At 68.4% G+C, this 17,049-nt stretch carries 18 protein-coding genes; 8 read left to right on the plus strand and 10 right to left on the minus strand.

Annotation, left to right across the window (positions count from 1 at the left end; translation table 11 throughout):
* Positions 1-33 precede the first annotated feature (33 nt).
* Positions 34-1,326 (plus strand): serine--tRNA ligase, encoded by a 1,293-nt coding sequence (serS, locus tag QUS11_04705; protein ID MDM7992592.1) that lies wholly within the window; start codon positions 34-36, stop codon positions 1,324-1,326.
* Here the strand turns inward: serS and QUS11_04710 are convergent.
* Complete coding sequence (locus QUS11_04710; protein ID MDM7992593.1) at positions 1,323-2,144, minus strand: PHP domain-containing protein; 822 nt, start codon at positions 2,142-2,144, stop codon at positions 1,323-1,325. The genes serS and QUS11_04710 overlap by 4 nt on opposite strands.
* Before the next feature lie 65 nt (positions 2,145-2,209).
* Between QUS11_04710 and QUS11_04715 the strand changes: the two genes are divergently transcribed.
* Positions 2,210-3,043 carry a hypothetical protein gene (locus QUS11_04715; GenBank protein MDM7992594.1) on the plus strand — a complete coding sequence of 278 codons (834 nt, stop codon included), beginning with the start codon at positions 2,210-2,212 and terminating at the stop codon, positions 3,041-3,043.
* Positions 3,037-3,567, plus strand: coding sequence for a methylated-DNA--[protein]-cysteine S-methyltransferase (locus tag QUS11_04720; GenBank protein ID MDM7992595.1), 531 nt, complete (start codon positions 3,037-3,039; stop codon positions 3,565-3,567). The genes QUS11_04715 and QUS11_04720 overlap by 7 nt, the downstream gene beginning before the upstream one ends.
* Here QUS11_04720 and QUS11_04725 read toward each other — a convergent pair.
* Complete coding sequence (locus QUS11_04725; GenBank protein ID MDM7992596.1) at positions 3,564-4,232, minus strand: hypothetical protein; 669 nt, start codon at positions 4,230-4,232, stop codon at positions 3,564-3,566. The two genes, QUS11_04720 and QUS11_04725, sit on opposite strands and share 4 nt — an antisense overlap.
* 135 nt (positions 4,233-4,367) lie before the next feature.
* Here QUS11_04725 and QUS11_04730 point away from each other — a divergent pair, with 135 nt between their 5' ends.
* On the plus strand, positions 4,368-5,189 hold the full coding sequence (locus QUS11_04730; protein MDM7992597.1) for a metallophosphoesterase: 822 nt from the start codon (positions 4,368-4,370) through the stop codon (positions 5,187-5,189).
* A 78-nt stretch (positions 5,190-5,267) separates the two neighbouring features.
* Positions 5,268-5,915 (plus strand): isoprenoid biosynthesis glyoxalase ElbB, encoded by a 648-nt coding sequence (gene elbB, locus QUS11_04735; protein MDM7992598.1) that lies wholly within the window; start codon positions 5,268-5,270, stop codon positions 5,913-5,915.
* Between the two features lie 169 nt (positions 5,916-6,084).
* Here the strand turns inward: elbB and QUS11_04740 are convergent, their stop codons facing one another.
* On the minus strand, positions 6,085-6,279 hold the full coding sequence (locus QUS11_04740) for a hypothetical protein (protein MDM7992599.1): 195 nt from the start codon (positions 6,277-6,279) through the stop codon (positions 6,085-6,087).
* On the opposite strand from QUS11_04740, the gene QUS11_04745 reads away from it, so the two are divergent.
* Together QUS11_04745 and QUS11_04750 are read left to right on the plus strand one after the other, a co-directional pair.
* Positions 6,278-7,381 (plus strand): hypothetical protein, encoded by a 1,104-nt coding sequence (locus QUS11_04745; protein MDM7992600.1) that lies wholly within the window; start codon positions 6,278-6,280, stop codon positions 7,379-7,381. The genes QUS11_04740 and QUS11_04745 overlap by 2 nt on opposite strands.
* Positions 7,378-8,388, plus strand: coding sequence for a glycosyltransferase family 2 protein (locus QUS11_04750; protein ID MDM7992601.1), 1,011 nt, complete (start codon positions 7,378-7,380; stop codon positions 8,386-8,388). The genes QUS11_04745 and QUS11_04750 overlap by 4 nt, the downstream gene beginning before the upstream one ends.
* Here the strand turns inward: QUS11_04750 and QUS11_04755 are convergent.
* From QUS11_04755 to QUS11_04775, 5 genes are all read right to left on the minus strand, one after another.
* Positions 8,370-9,644 (minus strand): glycosyltransferase, encoded by a 1,275-nt coding sequence (locus QUS11_04755; GenBank protein MDM7992602.1) that lies wholly within the window; start codon positions 9,642-9,644, stop codon positions 8,370-8,372. The two genes, QUS11_04750 and QUS11_04755, sit on opposite strands and share 19 nt — an antisense overlap.
* Before the next feature lie 5 nt (positions 9,645-9,649).
* Positions 9,650-10,744, minus strand: a complete 1,095-nt coding sequence (locus tag QUS11_04760) for a glycosyltransferase family 1 protein (protein MDM7992603.1) — start codon at positions 10,742-10,744, stop codon at positions 9,650-9,652.
* A gap of 16 nt (positions 10,745-10,760) precedes the next feature.
* Positions 10,761-11,444, minus strand: coding sequence for a DUF554 domain-containing protein (locus QUS11_04765; protein MDM7992604.1), 684 nt, complete (start codon positions 11,442-11,444; stop codon positions 10,761-10,763).
* Complete coding sequence (locus QUS11_04770; GenBank protein ID MDM7992605.1) at positions 11,444-12,190, minus strand: SagB/ThcOx family dehydrogenase; 747 nt, start codon at positions 12,188-12,190, stop codon at positions 11,444-11,446. The genes QUS11_04765 and QUS11_04770 overlap by 1 nt, the downstream gene beginning before the upstream one ends.
* Positions 12,191-12,397: 207 nt before the next feature.
* Positions 12,398-13,087, minus strand: a complete 690-nt coding sequence (locus tag QUS11_04775; GenBank protein ID MDM7992606.1) for a hypothetical protein — start codon at positions 13,085-13,087, stop codon at positions 12,398-12,400.
* 109 nt (positions 13,088-13,196) lie between these two features.
* On the opposite strand from QUS11_04775, the gene QUS11_04780 reads away from it, so the two are divergent.
* On the plus strand, positions 13,197-14,492 hold the full coding sequence (locus QUS11_04780; protein MDM7992607.1) for an SLC13 family permease: 1,296 nt from the start codon (positions 13,197-13,199) through the stop codon (positions 14,490-14,492).
* Between the two features lie 36 nt (positions 14,493-14,528).
* On the opposite strand, the gene QUS11_04785 is transcribed toward QUS11_04780, so the two are convergent.
* Positions 14,529-15,287 (minus strand): isoprenylcysteine carboxylmethyltransferase family protein, encoded by a 759-nt coding sequence (locus QUS11_04785; GenBank protein MDM7992608.1) that lies wholly within the window; start codon positions 15,285-15,287, stop codon positions 14,529-14,531.
* Positions 15,288-15,734: 447 nt separating this feature from the next.
* Positions 15,735-17,018 carry a Glu/Leu/Phe/Val dehydrogenase gene (locus QUS11_04790; protein MDM7992609.1) on the minus strand — a complete coding sequence of 428 codons (1,284 nt, stop codon included), beginning with the start codon at positions 17,016-17,018 and terminating at the stop codon, positions 15,735-15,737.
* Positions 17,019-17,049: the final 31 nt, after the last annotated feature.

A 17,049-nucleotide genomic window follows, 5' to 3' on the forward strand; every position in this document is an offset into this window, starting at 1 on the left:
CCGTTCCGGACATGAAAAGAGGATGGAGCACATATGCTTGACAGGGAGCTCCTGCGGCACGACCCGGCGAAGGTGGCCCGGGCCTGCGCATCGAAGAACGAACCTTGCAGGATCGACGAATGGAGCGCGTGCGACGAGGCCAGGCGGGCGGCAGTCCACGAGCTGGACGAACTGCGCAAGAGGCGCAACGAACTCTCGCAGCGCGTGTCGGCCGTGAAGCGTGGAGGGGGCGACGCATCGGCCCTCCTGGAGGAGGCACGTGCGGCCGGTGAGCGCATACCGGAGCTCGAGGCCGGGGAGAAGACCCTGGGAGAGCAGATGGACGCCCTGGAGCTGACATTCCCCAACATCCCCGACGAGGACGTCCCGGTCGGGAAGGACGCCTCCGCAAACGTGGTCCTGCGCGAGTGGGGGGAGAAGCCCCGGTTCGATTTCGAACCCAGACCCCACTGGGATCTGCTCGCGGGCGTGCTCGACTTCGAAGCCGCGGGGAGGATCGCGGGATCGAACTTCATCCTCCTCCGGGGCTGGGCCGCGAAGCTCCAGAGGACGCTCATCTCCTGGATGCTCGACCGCCATTCCGCCTCGGGCATGGAGGAGATATGGCCGCCATTCCTGGCTTCCGCGGAGAGCATGACGGCCACGGGGCAGCTTCCCAAGCTCGGCGACGACATGTACCACCTGCCCGGCGACGGCCTCTATCTCATCCCGACCGGCGAGGTGCCCGTGACCAACCTCTACCGGGGTGAGACGCTGGACGAGAGGGACCTCCCCGTCAGGATGTGCTGCTACACGCCGTGCTTCAGGCGCGAGGCGGGCTCCTACGGAAGGGAGACCAGGGGGCTGAACAGGGTCCACCAGTTCGAGAAGGTGGAGATGGTGAGGCTGGAGCATCCCGACAGGTCCGCGGCGGCTCACGAGGAGATGGTCGAACAGTCCTGCTCCCTGCTCAGGACGCTCGGGATCCCCCACCGCGTGGTTCTGCTCTCGACAGGCGACCTCAGCTTCTCGGCCGCGAAGTGCTGCGACCTAGAGATCTGGTCCGGCGGCCAGCAGAGATGGCTGGAAGTTTCCTCCGTGTCCAACTTCCGGGACTTCCAGGCCAGGCGCGGGAACATGAAGTTCAGGCCTTCCGGCGGAGGGAGGACGAGATTCGTCCACACCCTCAACGGCTCCGGACTGGCCCTCCCGAGGCTCATCGCGGCCCTGGTGGAGAACCGGCAGAGGCGGGACGGAGTCGGGGAATGGCTCCTGCACGATCTCGAGAGCGGGATTGCCTGCGATCCGGCGCTTCAGGGGACCGGGGGCAGGGCGGCCGAAGGCTAGCCCAGCGGATAGGAGACCGGCTCCCCTTCCCTGAAGAAGAAGGCCCGGTCGAAGCCTGCCGCAGCCAGGACCTCGGCACCCCGCGAGAGCCCGAAGAAGACGTGCGGCTCGCCGTGGGTGTCGGAGCCCAGGGTGACCAGCCGACCTCCGAGCCTCCTGTAGGCCGAGAGGACGGCCGGGGTCGGGTAGGTGACGGCCTCCCGCCTCCTCAGGCCCGCCGTGTTCAGCTCCAGGGCGATCCCCCTGTCGATCATCGCCTCGAACAGCCTCCCGAGGAGGCCCGGCCAGATGGCGGCCTCGTCCGGCGCCACGGGCATCCCGGCTTTTGCCAGCCCCCTGCGCCAGATCCCGAAATGCGCCAGGATGTCGATGCGCGAAGTCGAGGCGATCTCTGTCGATTCCAGGATGTACCTCTCGACGAGTTCCTCCGGGGTCGAGCCCGCAAAGCCCTCCGCGTCGAGGAGCAGGCGGTCGCCGACCCAGTGGAGCGCCCCGGTGACGAAGTCGTACCTGCGGCCGGCCATGGCCTCCTCAGCCCTGCCCATGAACAGGTGGGGCTCGCCTATCTCCACCCCCTTCAGCAGCATGACCTCCTGCGCGGAGATCGCCGCCCGCCCGAAGGAGGCATCGTATCCGCCGGCGCTGAACGCCCCCGTGCAGCAGTCCGAGGGGTGGAAGTCGACGTGCGCCACGAATCCCAGGCCCCGGAGACCGGCGCCGGCGGCCCTGGATGCGAGTTCAGCGGCTTCGAGCTCCGCGTCGGGGGAGTCGGTGGTGTGAACGTGCATGTCCACCAGCCGGCCGGGGATTCCGGTCATCTCTGTCCATACCTTTCCCGGAACTGCATATTCCGTTATCACACAACCCGGAAGGCGGAACCGTCATGCGTAATCTACCGATTATCGCGCTTGTACTGGCAACCCTTGCATCGGCCCAGGGGATACCCCTGATCTCCGAAGTCTGCGTAACACCGACCGAGGGCGAGTTCGTGGAGATCTACAACCCCACTGCATCCTCCATATCCCTCGACTATGTATACCTCTGCGACCTGTACGGCACCTCGGCAACCCTCGCCAGCTTCTACCCGCAGATCGTCGTCGGAGCCGTGACCAACGTCTCGGCTGACTTCCTGGTCAAGTTCCCCGCGGGTTCCAGCCTGCCCGCGGGCGGCGTCATCACGGTCGCCATGAACGGTGCGAACTATCAGACCACGTACGGCGAGGCTCCCGACTACGAGCTCATGAACACCGGCGTGGGAACCCAGATGACCACCCCGCCCAACGGCTACATCAACTCCACGGCGGGACTCACCAACGGCGACGAGGTCGCTGTGCTGTTCTACTGGGACGGCACGTCCGACCGCGTCTACGACCTCGACTACGCCCTCTGGGGAGACGACACCGCCCGCAGGGTGGAGAAGACCGGCATCAGCCTCGACGGCCCCGACGGCGACACCTCGCCGACCGCATACATGACCGACGTGGTTTCGGCGAGCCAGGTCCCCATCTCCCTGGCGGCTCACTCGTCCGGGTACTCCTACCAGCGCATCGACTTCACCGAGGGCACCGAGACCCCCACCGGGGGCAACGGGCTCACCGGCCACGACGAGACCAGCGAGAACATGTCCACGACCTGGACGATCGTCGCAGTCACGCCGGGCACCATCTACACCTCCCTCTCCCGGACCACGTGGGGGCAGATAAAGAGCCTGTGGTAGCAGCGGGGGTCCGGCCGGGCACCTACGGCTATTCCTCGAGCCTCGGGATGTTCGAGATCGGGATCGGCGCGTCGGGGATCACCGGCGCGCGGTTCCTCTCTGATACCCCCGCCCCGCCCCTGCCCTCCTGCCTCCTGAAGGACGAGCTGGACCGCTATTTCGACGGTGAGCGCGTCGAGTTCACATCCGACGTGGACCTGGGAGGGGTGTCGGGCTTCAGGCTCGAGGTGCTCGGGGCGATGAGGAGGATCCCGTACGGCCGGGTGGCCACCTACGGCATGCTCGCCCTCGCAGTCGGCAGGCCAGGAGCGGCGAGGGCGGTCGGGGGGGCCTGCAGATCGAATCCAGTCGGGCTGATCGTGCCGTGCCACAGGGTGGTCGCGGCGGACGGGCCCGGAGGATACTCGGGCTCGGATCCCGGGAACATCTCGCTGAAGCTTTCCCTGTTGAGACTCGAGGGAGCCGGACCGGATCCCTCCGGCAGGTTCGGCCCGCCGGCGCTGCTTCCTGTTCCGCCGGGCTAGTAGCCGACGCTGAGCCCGGCCACGATCATGCCGGTCTCGAGATCCAGGGGGACCGAGAACTCGAACCCGATGAGCTCGGGTACGAACATGCCGTACTCCCCCTCCGACCCCTCGCCCTTGATGGTGTAGATGCAGCCGGCCTTCAGGGCATGGAAGAAGGTGTTCTCCACGGCATCCCAGTCCCTGTCGCCGTACTCGTCATCGGGGATGTCGGACAGATCGGGCCCGTATCCGGCCTCCCATCCCCCGTACACCTCCAGATCGCTGCCGAGGAGCGTCCCGGCCTGTATGGACCCTCTGGGACTCACCACCTGGGGGGGCATGACATAGTTGATGCCGCCCAGGATCGAGAGGGCGCGCTCGGAACCGGGATCCAGGAGCCCGTACTTGATGAACGGGCCTATGCCGTAGCCCATCGCCGCCAGCCCGAGGTCTATCGTCTCGGTGGCCCCCACGGAGAACGAGAAGCCGGGATAGGAGTCCATGAAGTCCTCCCCCGTCTCCTCGGCTTCGAGCCTGTCCGCGCTGCTGAAATAGGCGGGCATCATGACGCCCCCCCTGAAGGAGGCGCGCTCCTCCCCCATCGTCCTCGCACCCTGCATCGAGCCGTAGTAGCAGCCGCAGGACAGGGCCGCCAGCACGGCGGGCAGCGCGGATACCCTCATACCGCCTCCTTCGTTCCGGGGAATGTAGCACTGGCGCGGGTCCGGGTCTATCCCGGGGGCTTCACTGCGGGCCCGGGGTTTCGTCGACGCCGGGCGGGGAGCGGGGATATCTTCCGGAGAACACGGGAGGATTCCATGCATGCCGTCGTCCTTGCCGCACTGATGGCGGCCCCTGTGAGGATCGCGGTCCTGGGGGACAGAACCACGGGCGGAGACGACACGGAGGCTTTCGGCCGGTGCGTTTCGCTGGCGGTTTCCATGCGCCCGGACGCGGTGATCTCCGTGGGCGACCTGATAGAGGGATCCGGTCCGGCCGGGCCGGAATCCCAGTGGGCCGAGGCATCGGCCCTCCTGGCCCCGCTCGTGTCGTCCGTACCATTCTTCGCCACCCCGGGGAACCACGATGACGCAGGTCCGGGGGGCGGGCCGGTCGCGACCCCTTCCGTGCCGGCTCCCGGCACCGGCGTGGACACCGTCATGGGCGTGCTGATCGTGTCGTGGGACACGTCGGGCGACATCGGCGACACCGGCACCGCGCTCCGCGGCCTGGATTCCCTGCTGTCGGGGGTCTCTCCCGAGAGCGCGTCGGTGCTCGTCACGCACAGGCCGTGCTGGCTCGAGGGGCAGGGGGGGCCCGGGCTCGCCGGGGGGGTGAGGGCGGCGGCGGAGAGGGCCGACATCGAGGCGGTCCTGTCCGGGCACATCCACATCCTGCGCACCGAGCGCGCCGGGGGAGTCCTCTACGTCTCCGCGGGACCGTCCGGAGGGGCCAGCCTGCCGTCGAGCCCGACAGGCGCCACGCTGCCGCAGGTGGGCTGGCTGACGGTCGACCGCGATTCGGCGAGCTTCGTATCGCTGCCCGAGGGCGCGGCGCTGCGGGGGGGATTCGACTCCCCCGGCGAGGCGCTGCTCCTCGGAATCCTGAGGAGGGCTGCGGCCGGATTCCCCGCGGACTGATCGGCGGGGCCCCCCCGGCCCATATTCCACCGGCCGGTGCCTCGTGCCGGCCGGCGTGCAGGTCGATGGGAGGACGGAATGCCCGAGAGAGCGCTGATCGTGCTGTCGGGATGCGGGAACAGGGACGGCTCCGAGATACACGAGACGGTCTGCGCCATGCTCGCGCTGCGCCAGTCGGGCTTCGAGACCGTGTTCGCGGCTCCCGACATCGAGCAGGCGGCAACCGTCAACCATCTCACCGGTGCGGCCGCCGGGTCACGCAGGGTCCTCGACGAGGCGGCGAGGATGGCCAGGGGCAGGATACGTCCCCTGAGCTCCTTCCGGCCTCCGGATTTCGACCTGGTGGTCATTCCGGGAGGGATGGGCGCAGCGACGACCCTGTGCCGCGTCGCGGAGGACGGGGCGTCCGGCTGGGTGGAGCCGTCGGTCGCATCCCTGGTCGCCGGCGCCAGGAAGGCTGGCCGGCCCATCGGCGCCATGTGCATAGCCCCCATGATCCTCGCGGCGTGCCTGCCGGGGGTCACGATCACGCTGGGCTCGGAGTGCGGGGATGCCGCACGGGCCCGCGCCCTGGGGGCCCTGACCGTCGAATGCCCGGCTTCCGATGCAGTGACCGACCCGGTCTTCAGGGTCGTCACGACCCCCGCCTACATGGTTGCGAAAGGGATCGAGGAGGTCTACCTCGGAGCCGCCCGGATGGTCGAGGAGCTGGGGGTCCTCCTCTGAGGAATCCGCTCGGCGCCTTCGCGCCTTTCGCCGCAGGGGCGGCCTGGGCGGCCCTGCTCTTCCTGCTCCCCCGGGGATATGCCATAGACGACACCTACATCCATCTCCAGTACGCCCGGAACCTCGCCGGAGGTGAGGGCCTGCGATTCTCCGCGGGCACCCCCCCGGTCTATGCATGCAGCAGCCCGGCCTGGGCGTTCCTCCTGTCCCTTCCCTTCCATGCCGGGCTCGGCGGGCCCGTCGCGGCCAGGCTCCTGTCGTCGATCTCGGCGGGAGCGGCCGCCGTCCTGGCCTGGGCGGCCGCGGGGCGGATCGCCGGGAACAAGGGCGGGAGCGTTCCGGCCGCAGTAATGATCTTCTGCATGGCCGATCCCTGGATGACCCGCTGGGGAGCCTCGGGGATGGAGGCCTCCCTGGCCGCGGCCGTGGCGGCGGCCTGGCTCCTGACGATGCTCTCACGCTCCGTCCGGCCCTTTGCACCTGGCGCCCTGGCCGGGCTGGCCTTCCTCGTCAGGCCCGAGCTCGCGATCCTCGGACCCCTTGGCCTCCTGCGCAGCGAGTACAGGACCAGCCTCCGCCGGACCGCGCTGCTGATCCTGCCCTGGGTGGCGGTCGTATCGGCCTGGAGCCTCTTCGCCCTCCATTATTTCGGAAGGGCCGTCCCCGAAGCCGTATCGGCCAAGGCCAGCACCGTTCCGATCCTCTCCTATCTGGCATCGGAGCTGCCCCGTCTGGCCGGATCGCTCGCCGTCTCCTGCGGTCCCCTCGCCGCCGCCGCCATCTGCGCCGTCGTGCGCGGGAGGGGATCCTCGCCGGAGGGATCGGGGCGGAGGAAGACAGGCATCTCCCTCGCTGTCCTCCCCGCGGTGATCCTGTCCGTCATGCTGCTCGCGGGCGGAGCTCCGGCGACCACGCGCTACATGGTCCCCGTGATGCCCCTGCTGTTCGCCGGGCTGGCGTCGGCGGCCTTCGGCCCGGGGCCCGTGCCGCGCCGGGGCGCGGGGGCCGCCTCGGTACTCACGCTTGCCCTGCAGATCGGACTCTCGGCTTCGGCCGTCTGGCCCCACATGGCCGTCGCGGCGGCCAACATGGAGATCTACCGCGAGGTGGCGTCGGGGCTCGACTCCCTCACCCCTCCGGGATCGCTGGTCGCGGTGCAGGAGATAGGGGTCTTCGGGTACGAGGGGCACAGGCGGCTCCTCGACCTCGGCGGCCTGGTGACGCCCGGGGCCCGGTCCGGGTACCCCGGGCTCGACACCGACGCAATGGCCTCAGTCTCGTACCTGAGGGACCACGGGGCCACCCACATCCTCGATCCGCACGGGGCCGTAGCCCGGCTGGCAGGCTCGGAGGACCGCCTGGGCGTCGCGTTCGAGCCCCTCGGTTCCTGGGTCTTCCCCGGGGGTACGTCCCTCTCGGGCGGCGAGACCTATACCCGCGTCCTCTACAGGCTGGACTGGAGATGAGCACCCGCGCGCCGGTCACCGTGATCGTCCCCAACTACGAAGGCAGGGACCTGCTGTCGAGATGCCTCCCCTCCATCCTCTCCCAGGAGCCCGCCCCGGCGGAGGTCCTGGTGGTCGACAACGGCTCGACGGACGGTTCGCCGGGAATGGTCGTGCGCGACTTCCCTTCCGTGAGGCTGATCGCGCTCGATTCCAACCTGGGGTTCGCGCGGGCCAACAACATCGCGGCTGCCGAGGCCTCCAACCCTCTCCTCGCTCTGGTCAACAACGACTGCGTGGCCGCACCGGGATGGCTGGAAGCCCTTGTCGGCGCGGCGGGAGGGCCCGGGGACGGGGTCGGCGCCGTCACCAGCTCCATGAGGAACTCGCGCGACCCCGGACTGATCGATTCGGCCGGAGGCGAAACCGACCACATGGGCTTCGCCAGGGACAGGGGGGCCGGCCGCCCGGCCTCGGAATTCGCAAGCCGCACGGAGGTGCCGTTCCCGTGCGCGGGCGCCTGTCTCGTCCGCCGTGACGCCCTCGAGGACGGGAAAACGCTGTTCTGGGAGCGGCTGGTCTTCTACATGGAGGACGTCGACCTGGGATTCAGGCTCCACGCGGGGGGATGGCGCGTGCTGTACGAACCGGACGCGGTGATAGCCCACGAGCACTCCGCCACCGGTTCGAGGAATCCTCTGGGCAAGGAGATCAACTGCGTCCGCAACCGACTGCTGGTCCTCAGGCGGCACCTGCCCGCCGGCCTGTTCCGCTCGATGCTGCCGCTGATGCTGGCTTACCAGGCCGTCTGGGCGCTCTCGGCAGCCCTCGCCCTGCGCGGGCGCCAGCTCAGGGCGCTGGCGGAGGGTACGGCCATGGGGCTCTCGTGGCGGGTGGAAGGGATGCGACAGCCTTCGGGGCACCTGCTCCTGTCGCGGTTCGCCACCCCGCCCGGCGGGGGGCGGGTGAAGCGCGCGGCCCAGGGTATGGCGGAAAGACTCCTGGAGGATTACTGCCGGAGGGCCTGAGCCTTCCGGGGGCGGATCCCCACGGCCCTGCGCAGGGCCGTGGACAATCCGAACACCCCCGCCAGATCCCGGAACAGGAAGACCCGATAGGCAGCGGAGCCGAACCGCGGGACCGGCGCCTTCCGGAACGGCGCGGAAAGCGTCCTGGCGGGGGAGCCGACCCATCGCAGGTACGGGGCGAAGATCTCCCGCAGGGACCCGGGACCGAGACGCCATCTCTCCTGGGCTTCGGAGATGCGGCATGCGAGCCCGGGATCGGAAGCCAGCCGCAGGATCGCGCCGGCCATGGCTCCGGGATCGCGCTGGGGCACCACCAGGCCCAGCCCGTGCGACTCGACCTCGGCGGCCACCTCAGACCCGGCGGTGCACACGACGGGGATCCCCCGGGCGATCCAGTCCAGGGTCCTCGTGCGCGCGCCGAGCTCGGTCTCGAGCCCCGGCAGGTCGGCGAAGACGGCTGCGGACGCCCCTTCCAGGACCTCCGCGAGCCCGGGTCCGGGCAGCCATCCCGCCAGGCGGAAGCGGTCCCTCATGGGTGACGATGCGGCGAGCGCCGAGAACTCCGACCACCCTCCGCCGGAATGGGGCGTGGGTCCTCCCGTGGCTGTGAAGGATATCCTCCCGTCCGCCTTCATGGCCCCTTCCAGAGCCCTGAACAGCGTTTCGTGGTCGAACCAGGTGTTGAAGGAGCCGGTCGAGACCACCGGGAAGCATCCCGCCGGGGCCTTCCTGCGCGGGATGCCTGCTGGGCGGGGCATGGCGCAGTGCGGTATCGCGTGCACGGGAGGCGCCGCCAGTGCGGCGGCCCCTATGCGGCCGGAGATCAGGAGCTCACCCAGCACGGCCAGCCTCTGCCGCGAGGTCGGGGTCGAGAAGGCATCCCCGGCTGCCAGGAGCGCGGATTCGAGGCTCGAGATCCGCACGGCATGCATCCGCCTCGTCACAGGGTCGTCCGACGCGCAGACCACTTCGGACGTATGGGAGCCGTTGATGTCGATCCAGAGGGGGCAGTCGGAGCCGGCAAGAGCCGCCGCCTCGGCCGGATAGGGGCTGATGGCGGTGACAGAGTCGAAACGGCCCCCCGCGAGCAGGCTCCTGAGCTTCGAGGCCCCGGCCGGTCCGGCTCCCGATACCGCTGCGACCTCGTGGCCCTCCCCCTCGAGGGCCGCGAGGAACCTAGAGGTGCGCGCCGCGCAGGCTCCCTCGCCGGAATGCTCCGAACCTCCCGGGCATCCCGCGAGCAGCACCCTGGACATGCCGGTCAGGCCCCCGTCACTGTCCGGAAGGCCTTCATCGTGGCTTCCGCACAGTTCGCCCACGTGTACTTACATAGGATCCTGCGCCTCTCTGCGAGCTGTTCCTCCGGTACTCCCCTGTCCATGCAGAGCTTCACGGCGGTGGCTATCGAAACCGGGTCGGAGGGATCGAACAGGTCGCAGGCGGAGGAGAACATCTCGCGGATCGAGGCCCTTCCCGATGCCGCCACGGGCAGGCCGTAGGAGAAGGCCTCGGGCAGAGTGAAGCCGAAACCCTCGTAGACGGCGGCGTGCACCAGGATGGATGCGCCCGAGTACAGCTCGGCAAGCCTCCGCTCCGTCACGTACCCTTCGAACCGCACGCTCCCGGCTATGCCCAGGCGCGCGGGGATGTCCCTTATCTCGCCTGCGCGGAATCCGTCCGCACCGGCCACCACGAGGTTCGGGAGGCCGCCCGGGCCGGCCTCCCGCTCGAGCATCGCCCAGGCCTCGAACACACGCCCCAGGTTCTTCCTGGGTTCGATCAGTCCGACCATGAGGACGTGGCCGCCTCCGGGGGGCTTCCTGCCAGGATCGGAAGGCGGGGGGAGATGGTCGACGCCGGGAGGAGTGAGGAAGACGCGCCCCTCGGCGAGCGGGAAGATGCCGAGCAGGTCGTCCATCGTGGTGCGGGAGTTGACCAGCAGGCAGTCGGCGCATCCCGCGGCATCCGATATCCGGGCCCTCCAGGCCGCCGTGTCGCCGGCCTCCTTCATCTCCGGGTGGAGGAAGGGCCCCAGGTCGTGGATCATGGTCGACCTCTTCGTCCTGCCTCCGTGGATGCTCGGCACGGTGCTCCCGAAGGAATGCACCAGGTCGACTCCGTCCAGGGCGGAGAACACGCCGGGGCCTATCCGGGAGGAGATCCTGCCGGGACGGTGCAGTACGCGGACAGGCCCGGTACCGATCCCGAGCCTCTTCCATGCCGCCAGGCGCCCCGACTCTATCCACACCGTCGGTTTCTCGCCGGAAGCCTCGAGGCTGCGCGAGAGCTCTATGCCGTAGCGGCCGATGCCCGTGGGACGGGACGGGTCGAAGTCGACCTGGAGCGCGAGGTTCAAGGGCGCCTCTCCGCGCTCATCCCGCGATCCATCCCGCTGCGAGCGCCAGCGGGAGGGCGGGCAGCATGTTCGCCACCTCGATCTTCCTTATCCCGAGTATGTCGATGCCCAGACCCACCAGGATCACACCTCCCGCCGCCGACATCTCGGATACCGGGCCGGCCGGGATGGACGCGCCGAAGAGCGATGCCGCCAGAGTCAGCCCGCCCTGGTACAGCACCAGCGGCACTATCGAGAGCACCACTCCGAACCCGAGGGCGGAAGCCAGCATGAGCGCAGCGAATCCGTCCATGACGGCCTTGGCCAGGAGCAGTTCCGAAGAGCCTCCCAGCCCCTCCTCCAGAGAGCCGACGACGGTCATGGAGCCCATGCAGAAGAGGAGGAACGCCGTGGTCATGCCCTGGGCGAAGGTGGCCGAGGAGAGGCCCGCCCTGTTTCTGATCCTCTCCCCCAGTCGCAGGAGCCGGGCTTCCAGCCCCACGGCCTCTCCGGCAATGGAGCCCGCGATGCAGGAGATCGCCAGTATGAGGAAGCTGCCGGTCTCCAGGGCCATGGAGACCCCCATTACGAGCGTGAAGAGCCCTATCGCCCGGAAGGCGGCGGGAGAGAGCCTGGCCGGCAGCCTGGACCCTGCGAGGCACCCGAGGATGCCTCCGGCCGCGACCGTCGCGGCGTTCACCGCCGTTCCGAGGAAGAGCATCAGCCCCTGCGCCTCCCGACGGGGGCCATGTAGACGGTCGTTTCACTCCGGCCGTCGAGGCCCAGCATGCGGTCCGACTCGTCCTGCAGATACGCCCCGATGGCGCAGGTCCCCAGCCCGAGATGCTCGCAGGCCAGGTAGAGGTTCTCGCAGGCATGGCCGGCATCGAGGAGGACCAGCTTCGGCGCGGCAGGGCCATACCTCCACGAACTCCGCGCCGGGACGGCGGCCCAGATCACCAGGACGGGGGCCGATGCGGCGAAAGCCTGGCCGTTGCAGGCTTCGAGCAGCTTCTCCTTCCCGGGATGGGCTGCCTTGCGCCAGAGCGAGTGGCCGTTCGGAAGATAGACGTAGAGCCCGGGCTCGATGCCGGAGATGCGGGAGACCACGACGTACGTGTCGAGGGGATGCCTCGCCCCGCCCGAAGGGGAGGTGCGGAAGCCGGCCTGCTTCGGCAGCGGCTTCAGGAGCCCCTGGGCGGCCCAGAGCAGGAAGGAGAGCTCTCCGATCGAGAGATCCCCAGCGGAATAGCTGCGCCGGCTCCTCCTGTCCGAGAGCATCCGGCCGAGAGCGGGACCTGCATGATCGGAATCCGCGGGGGGCAGTTCGATGATCTTCGCGTCCGCGGGAGGTACGGGCTGTGCGGGAGGGGCCGGGATCCCCCTGTCCTGATCCGACTCGAAGCCCTCCAGTTCGTCCCATCTGCTGCGCAGAAGCACTGCTGCATCCATCGCTCCGTCCCCCATGGGGTCCTTCCCTGCCGGATGCCCGGCCGTGGAGTGTTTCCTGACTCGTGCATTCGTCCATATCAACCCGCATGGCGCCGGTCAAGATCGTACTGCCGGGGTGCCCGGGGTCATGTCCGGCGGAGAGCAGAGAGCGGGGAGAGGCGTCCGGCCCGACGGGGTGTCAACATCCTGACGATTCGTCGACAATTCGACTCCGCACGGGGATCAGACCCTGGACTCCCCCAGTATGTCGAACGCCTGGCGGAGCCTTTCTCCGACGCATCGCGCCAGGGCTCCCTCCTGTTCCAGGTCGTGCGCGACGGAGTCCCTCCAGCCGTGTTTCAGGCAGATGCCGGGGCATACCTTGAAGGGCCCCTCGCAGGGGTCGCCGCTTCCGATCGCAGAAAGGGCCGCCTCGGCCGAGCAGGCGGAGACGAGGCCCGGCGGCAATGCCGGGGCAAGCGCGCCGGCGGGGCTCCCGGCCTCGCAGCAGGAGGGGCCGAGATCCCGCATCAGCGCCTTCCATCCCCGGATGTACTCGATTATCGCGAGGTCGGAGGCCAGCGGGACGATGCGCGGACCGCAGGCGAGCACGGGTTCGGGGATGAAGATCCATTCGCCGTAGAGCACCGAGACCGCCTTCTCGTGGATCGATCCGAAGAGGAGGCGGGCTCTTTCGGGCGTTCGCCCGGCATGCACGGCGAGGACGATCGAGAGAGCTCCGTCGAAGTCGTAATCGCTGTACAGCTCGATGCTGTCGATTATTGGACGCTCGCGGGAGGGGGGGAGGCCGTAGCCGGAGCCGTCCCGCTCGAGCCCCAGCTCTGCCAGGATGAATCGGCAGCGGGCGTCGGCAACCGGGGATGCCCCGGCGGCAGAGCCATTTCCATCGACGGCGGGCACGGCGGAACTCATCGGGATTCTATGCCCAATTCTTCCCCCAGCGGATCCTGGCTGCTGATGCTCGTTGTCGCCAGCAGCACATCAAGCATACGGCTTGCCATCGGCGCCGACGCGCACGGGCTTGCGCCGCAGCGGCCCATCCCGCATCTATCGGCATCGATACGGCCCGAACCGGAGGTACGGTCTGACAGCGGCGGCGATTGCGGTCTTCGCGCTCACGTACGTCCTGATCGCGGCCAGGGAGCTGAGCTTCATCCCCATCGGGCGGCCCGCGGGCGCCCTCCTGGGCGCCCTGCTCATGGTCGCCCTCGGGGTGATGACTCCGGAGGAGTCCTTCCGGGCGGTGGACTGCTCCACGATCCTGCTGCTGTTCAGCATGATGCTCCTGTCCGCCTACCTGGAGGACGCCGGGGTCCTGGATGTCCTGGCGAGGCGGGCGACGGCCTGTGCGGGTTCGCCCCGGATCCTCCTCGCCATGACCTCCGTATCCGCGGCGGCCCTGTCGGCGCTCCTCGTGAACGACACGGTATGCGTGTTCATGACGCCCTTCGTGCTGTCCGCGGCCCGGAGATCCGGGCTCGATCCGGGGCCCTACCTGATAGCCCTGGCGACGGGGGCGAACATCGGCAGCGCGGCCACTCTCGTGGGCAATCCCCAGAACATGATCATCGGTTCGATGAGCGGATACGGCTTCTCGGAGTACCTGTGGAGGAGCCTGCCGGCGGTCCTGGCGGCCCTGGCGGTCAACATCGTCCTGCTCGTGCTGTTCTTCGGGAAAAGGGTCTCCGTGCGCATCGCGCCTCCCGAACCCGCTGACCGGACCCGGGCCTCCGGCCGGGGCAGGCCGGTGGAGTACGCGGTTCTGGCCGCCATCGCCGCCGGGTTCTTCGCCGGCCTGCACATGGGCTACACAGCCCTCGCCGGAGTGCTGGTCATCATGGTCTCGAGGCGCAGGAACCCCGCCGCCGTATTCGAGCGCGTGGACTGGACCCTGCTCGTGTTCTTCGCGGCTCTCTTCATGGTGGTCGCGGGCCTGAACGGCACCGGGGTCGTCGCCAGGGCATGGGCTGCCGCGGCCCCCTCGATGGATTTCGTCTCTGCAGGCGGCCTGGCCCTGTTCACGGCCTTCGTCACGCTCGGTTCGAACCTGGTGTCGAACGTGCCCATGACACTGCTCACCGGCCCCCATCTCGCATCTCTCGGAGACCCGTCGACGGGATGGGTGCTGCTGGGGTTCGTCACGACGATCGCGGGCAACCTGACGCTGGTGGGATCGGTGGCGAACATAATCGTGGCGGAGCGGGCCAAGGACTCGTACCATCTCGGCTATGTGGAGTACCTGAAGTTCGGCGCGGTGTCCACCGCGCTCTCTCTCGCGATCGGAGTCCCTCTCATAGCCCTATCCTCGTCCTGGTGACCCGCACGCTCACGATGCCGCCGGGGTTCGGACCGCTCAGACCTCCGGGGCGGGCGAGTGCCTGCCGGCGTCCAGGATGCGAGTGGTCTTCCTGAGGATCCTGATCATGGCATACAGCAGGATGGACGAGGCGGTTATCCAGACCCAGATTGGATCGGCGATGACGGCCCCCGTGTGACGGATGTCCCCCAGGACCTCCAGGACGAACATCGCTATGCAGACGGCCGCCAGCGACTGGCTCTCCCTCTTGGCGACGGTCCGCCAGGCGAACGGCCTGCCGGGCGCCCTCCACCTGCTCCTGCCGGGCACAAAGGCCGGGGTCCCCACGGCCCATGCGATGTACTCGACGCCGAACTTCCCGCGAAGGAAGGCCTCCTCGGCGAACATGATCCGCTCGTAGTAGAGCGCGAAGGCCAGTGAGTAGACCAGAGGGAGCCACCAGACCCTGAGGAAGAGGAAGACCCCCAGTGCCATGAGGAAGTTCCCGAGGTACAGGGGATGCCTGACGAGGGAGTAGGGCCCGGTGGTGTTCAGGCTGTCCGCCACCTGCCTGCGGGTGTTCCTCCCGGATGTGCCCGCGGACGCGTAGCCAACGGTAACCGCCCTCACGGCCAGTCCCGAGAGCGAGACCAGCAGGCATAGCATCTCCCAGAGCGTGTCCAGGACATGGCTCCCGCCTGGATACCGGAACTCCACCAGGGAGGCGCCGACGACCGATAGGAGGACCAGTGGGAGATAGCTCCGCCACCTGAACAGGAAGCGTCCCGACGACTCGAACTCCTCTACCAGAGGCATCGGGGTAATCCTCCTTCCCGGCCTGCGCCTGCTTTCATGAGACCCGCTCCGTTCGAGGATACCAGGAAGTCGCAGGAGAGGTTCCCCCCCCGGATCGAAGGCCGATGAGACCTCTTGTTCCTGGTTTCATTCCTGGTTTGAAATGCCTTCATTTCCGCGTCTGCGGAAATGAAGGCGTCGCCAGCATGTTTGCGGAGCAAACATGCGAGAGACAATGACTCCAGCCTGTTATTACGTTTCGATGCTGGCTCCCCGAGGAGCCGGCAGGAGGATCGTTCGCCCTTCGGGCATCGTCCGAGGAAGTACGCTCCGGCCCTCTCATTGCCCGCCGTGGAGATGGATCCGCAAGGTGGCGGGCAACTGCCGGGCCTGCTCATTTCCGCGTCTGCGGAAATGAAGGGCCCGGGGGCGGACCCCCGGGCCTCCCTGAGGTTCCGGTACCTGCGCCTAGACGAGCCCGCGGAGCTGGGCCGCCTTCGCCACGCGCTCGATCGCGATCATGTAGGCCGCGTCGCGCATGTAGACGTTGTGCTTCTCCGCCATGTCGGCCACGGCGTGGAAGGCGTTGGTCATCTTGGTGTCGAGCTTGGAGAGGACCTCGTCCTTCTCCCAGTAGTAGTTCATGTTGTTCTGGACCTGCTCGAAGTAGGAGCAGGTGACCCCGCCGGCGTTGCAGAGGAAGTCGGGGACCAGGTAGATGCCGCGCTGCTTGATCACATCGTCGGCATCGGGGGTCGTGGGGCCGTTCGCGCCCTCGGCGAGTATCTTGACCCTCGGGTGGATCTTCTTGGCGTTCTCGCCGTTGATCTGGTTCTCGAGGGCGGCGGGCACGAGGATGTCGGCCTCCGTCTCGATCCAGGCGTCGCCGGGGAGCTTCTCGTAGCCGGCCGCTATCGCCTTGCCGGCGTCGACGGTGCCGAACTTGTCGGTGATGCCCATGAGGAACTTCAGGTCGATCCCGTCCATCTTGCGGTAGGTGTAGGAGACCTGGTCCTTCTGATCCCAGCAGGAGACGCAGACCACCTTGCCGCCGTAGCGGGTGAAGAGGTCGACGGCGTACTGCGCGACGTTGCCGAAGCCCTGGACCGCCATGGTCGTGGTCTTGATGTCGATGCCCTTGCGCTTGAGGGCCTCGCGGACCGTGTAGATCACGCCATAGCCGGTGGCCTCGGTGCGGCCGAGGGAGCCGCCGACGCCGACGGGCTTGCCGGTGATGAAGCCGGGGTACTTGCCGCCGGACAGGGTCTCGAACTCATCGAGCATCCATATCATGTGCTGGCCGGAGGTCATGACGTCGGGGGCAGGCACGTCCTGCACGGGGCCCACGTTCTTCCAGACCTGGCGGACCCAGCCGCGGCAGATGCGCTCCTGCTCGAGCTGGGAAAGCTCGTGTGGATCGCAGATGACGCCGCCCTTGCCGCCGCCCAGGGGGATGTCGACGACCGAGCACTTCCAGGTCATCCAGGTGGCGAGTGCCTTCACAGTATCGGCGGTCTCATGGGGGTGGAAGCGGATGCCGCCCTTGCAGGGCCCGCGAACGTCGCTGTGCTGGACGCGGAAACCGCGGAAAACGCGGATGCTGCCGTCATCCATGCGGACGGGAATCGTGAAATGGTACTCGCGCTGAGGCCAGCGCAGGAACTCGCGGACGCCCGGCTCGAGACCCAGCATTTCGGCCACGCGGTCGAACTGCGCCTGAGCCATGGCGAACGGGTTGAACCCCTTCTCCACTTTGACCTCCTGAACAGACGGTTACGGGTAC

The sequence above is a fragment of the Candidatus Fermentibacter sp. genome (assembly GCA_030373045.1).
Classification (GTDB): domain Bacteria; phylum Fermentibacterota; class Fermentibacteria; order Fermentibacterales; family Fermentibacteraceae; genus Fermentibacter.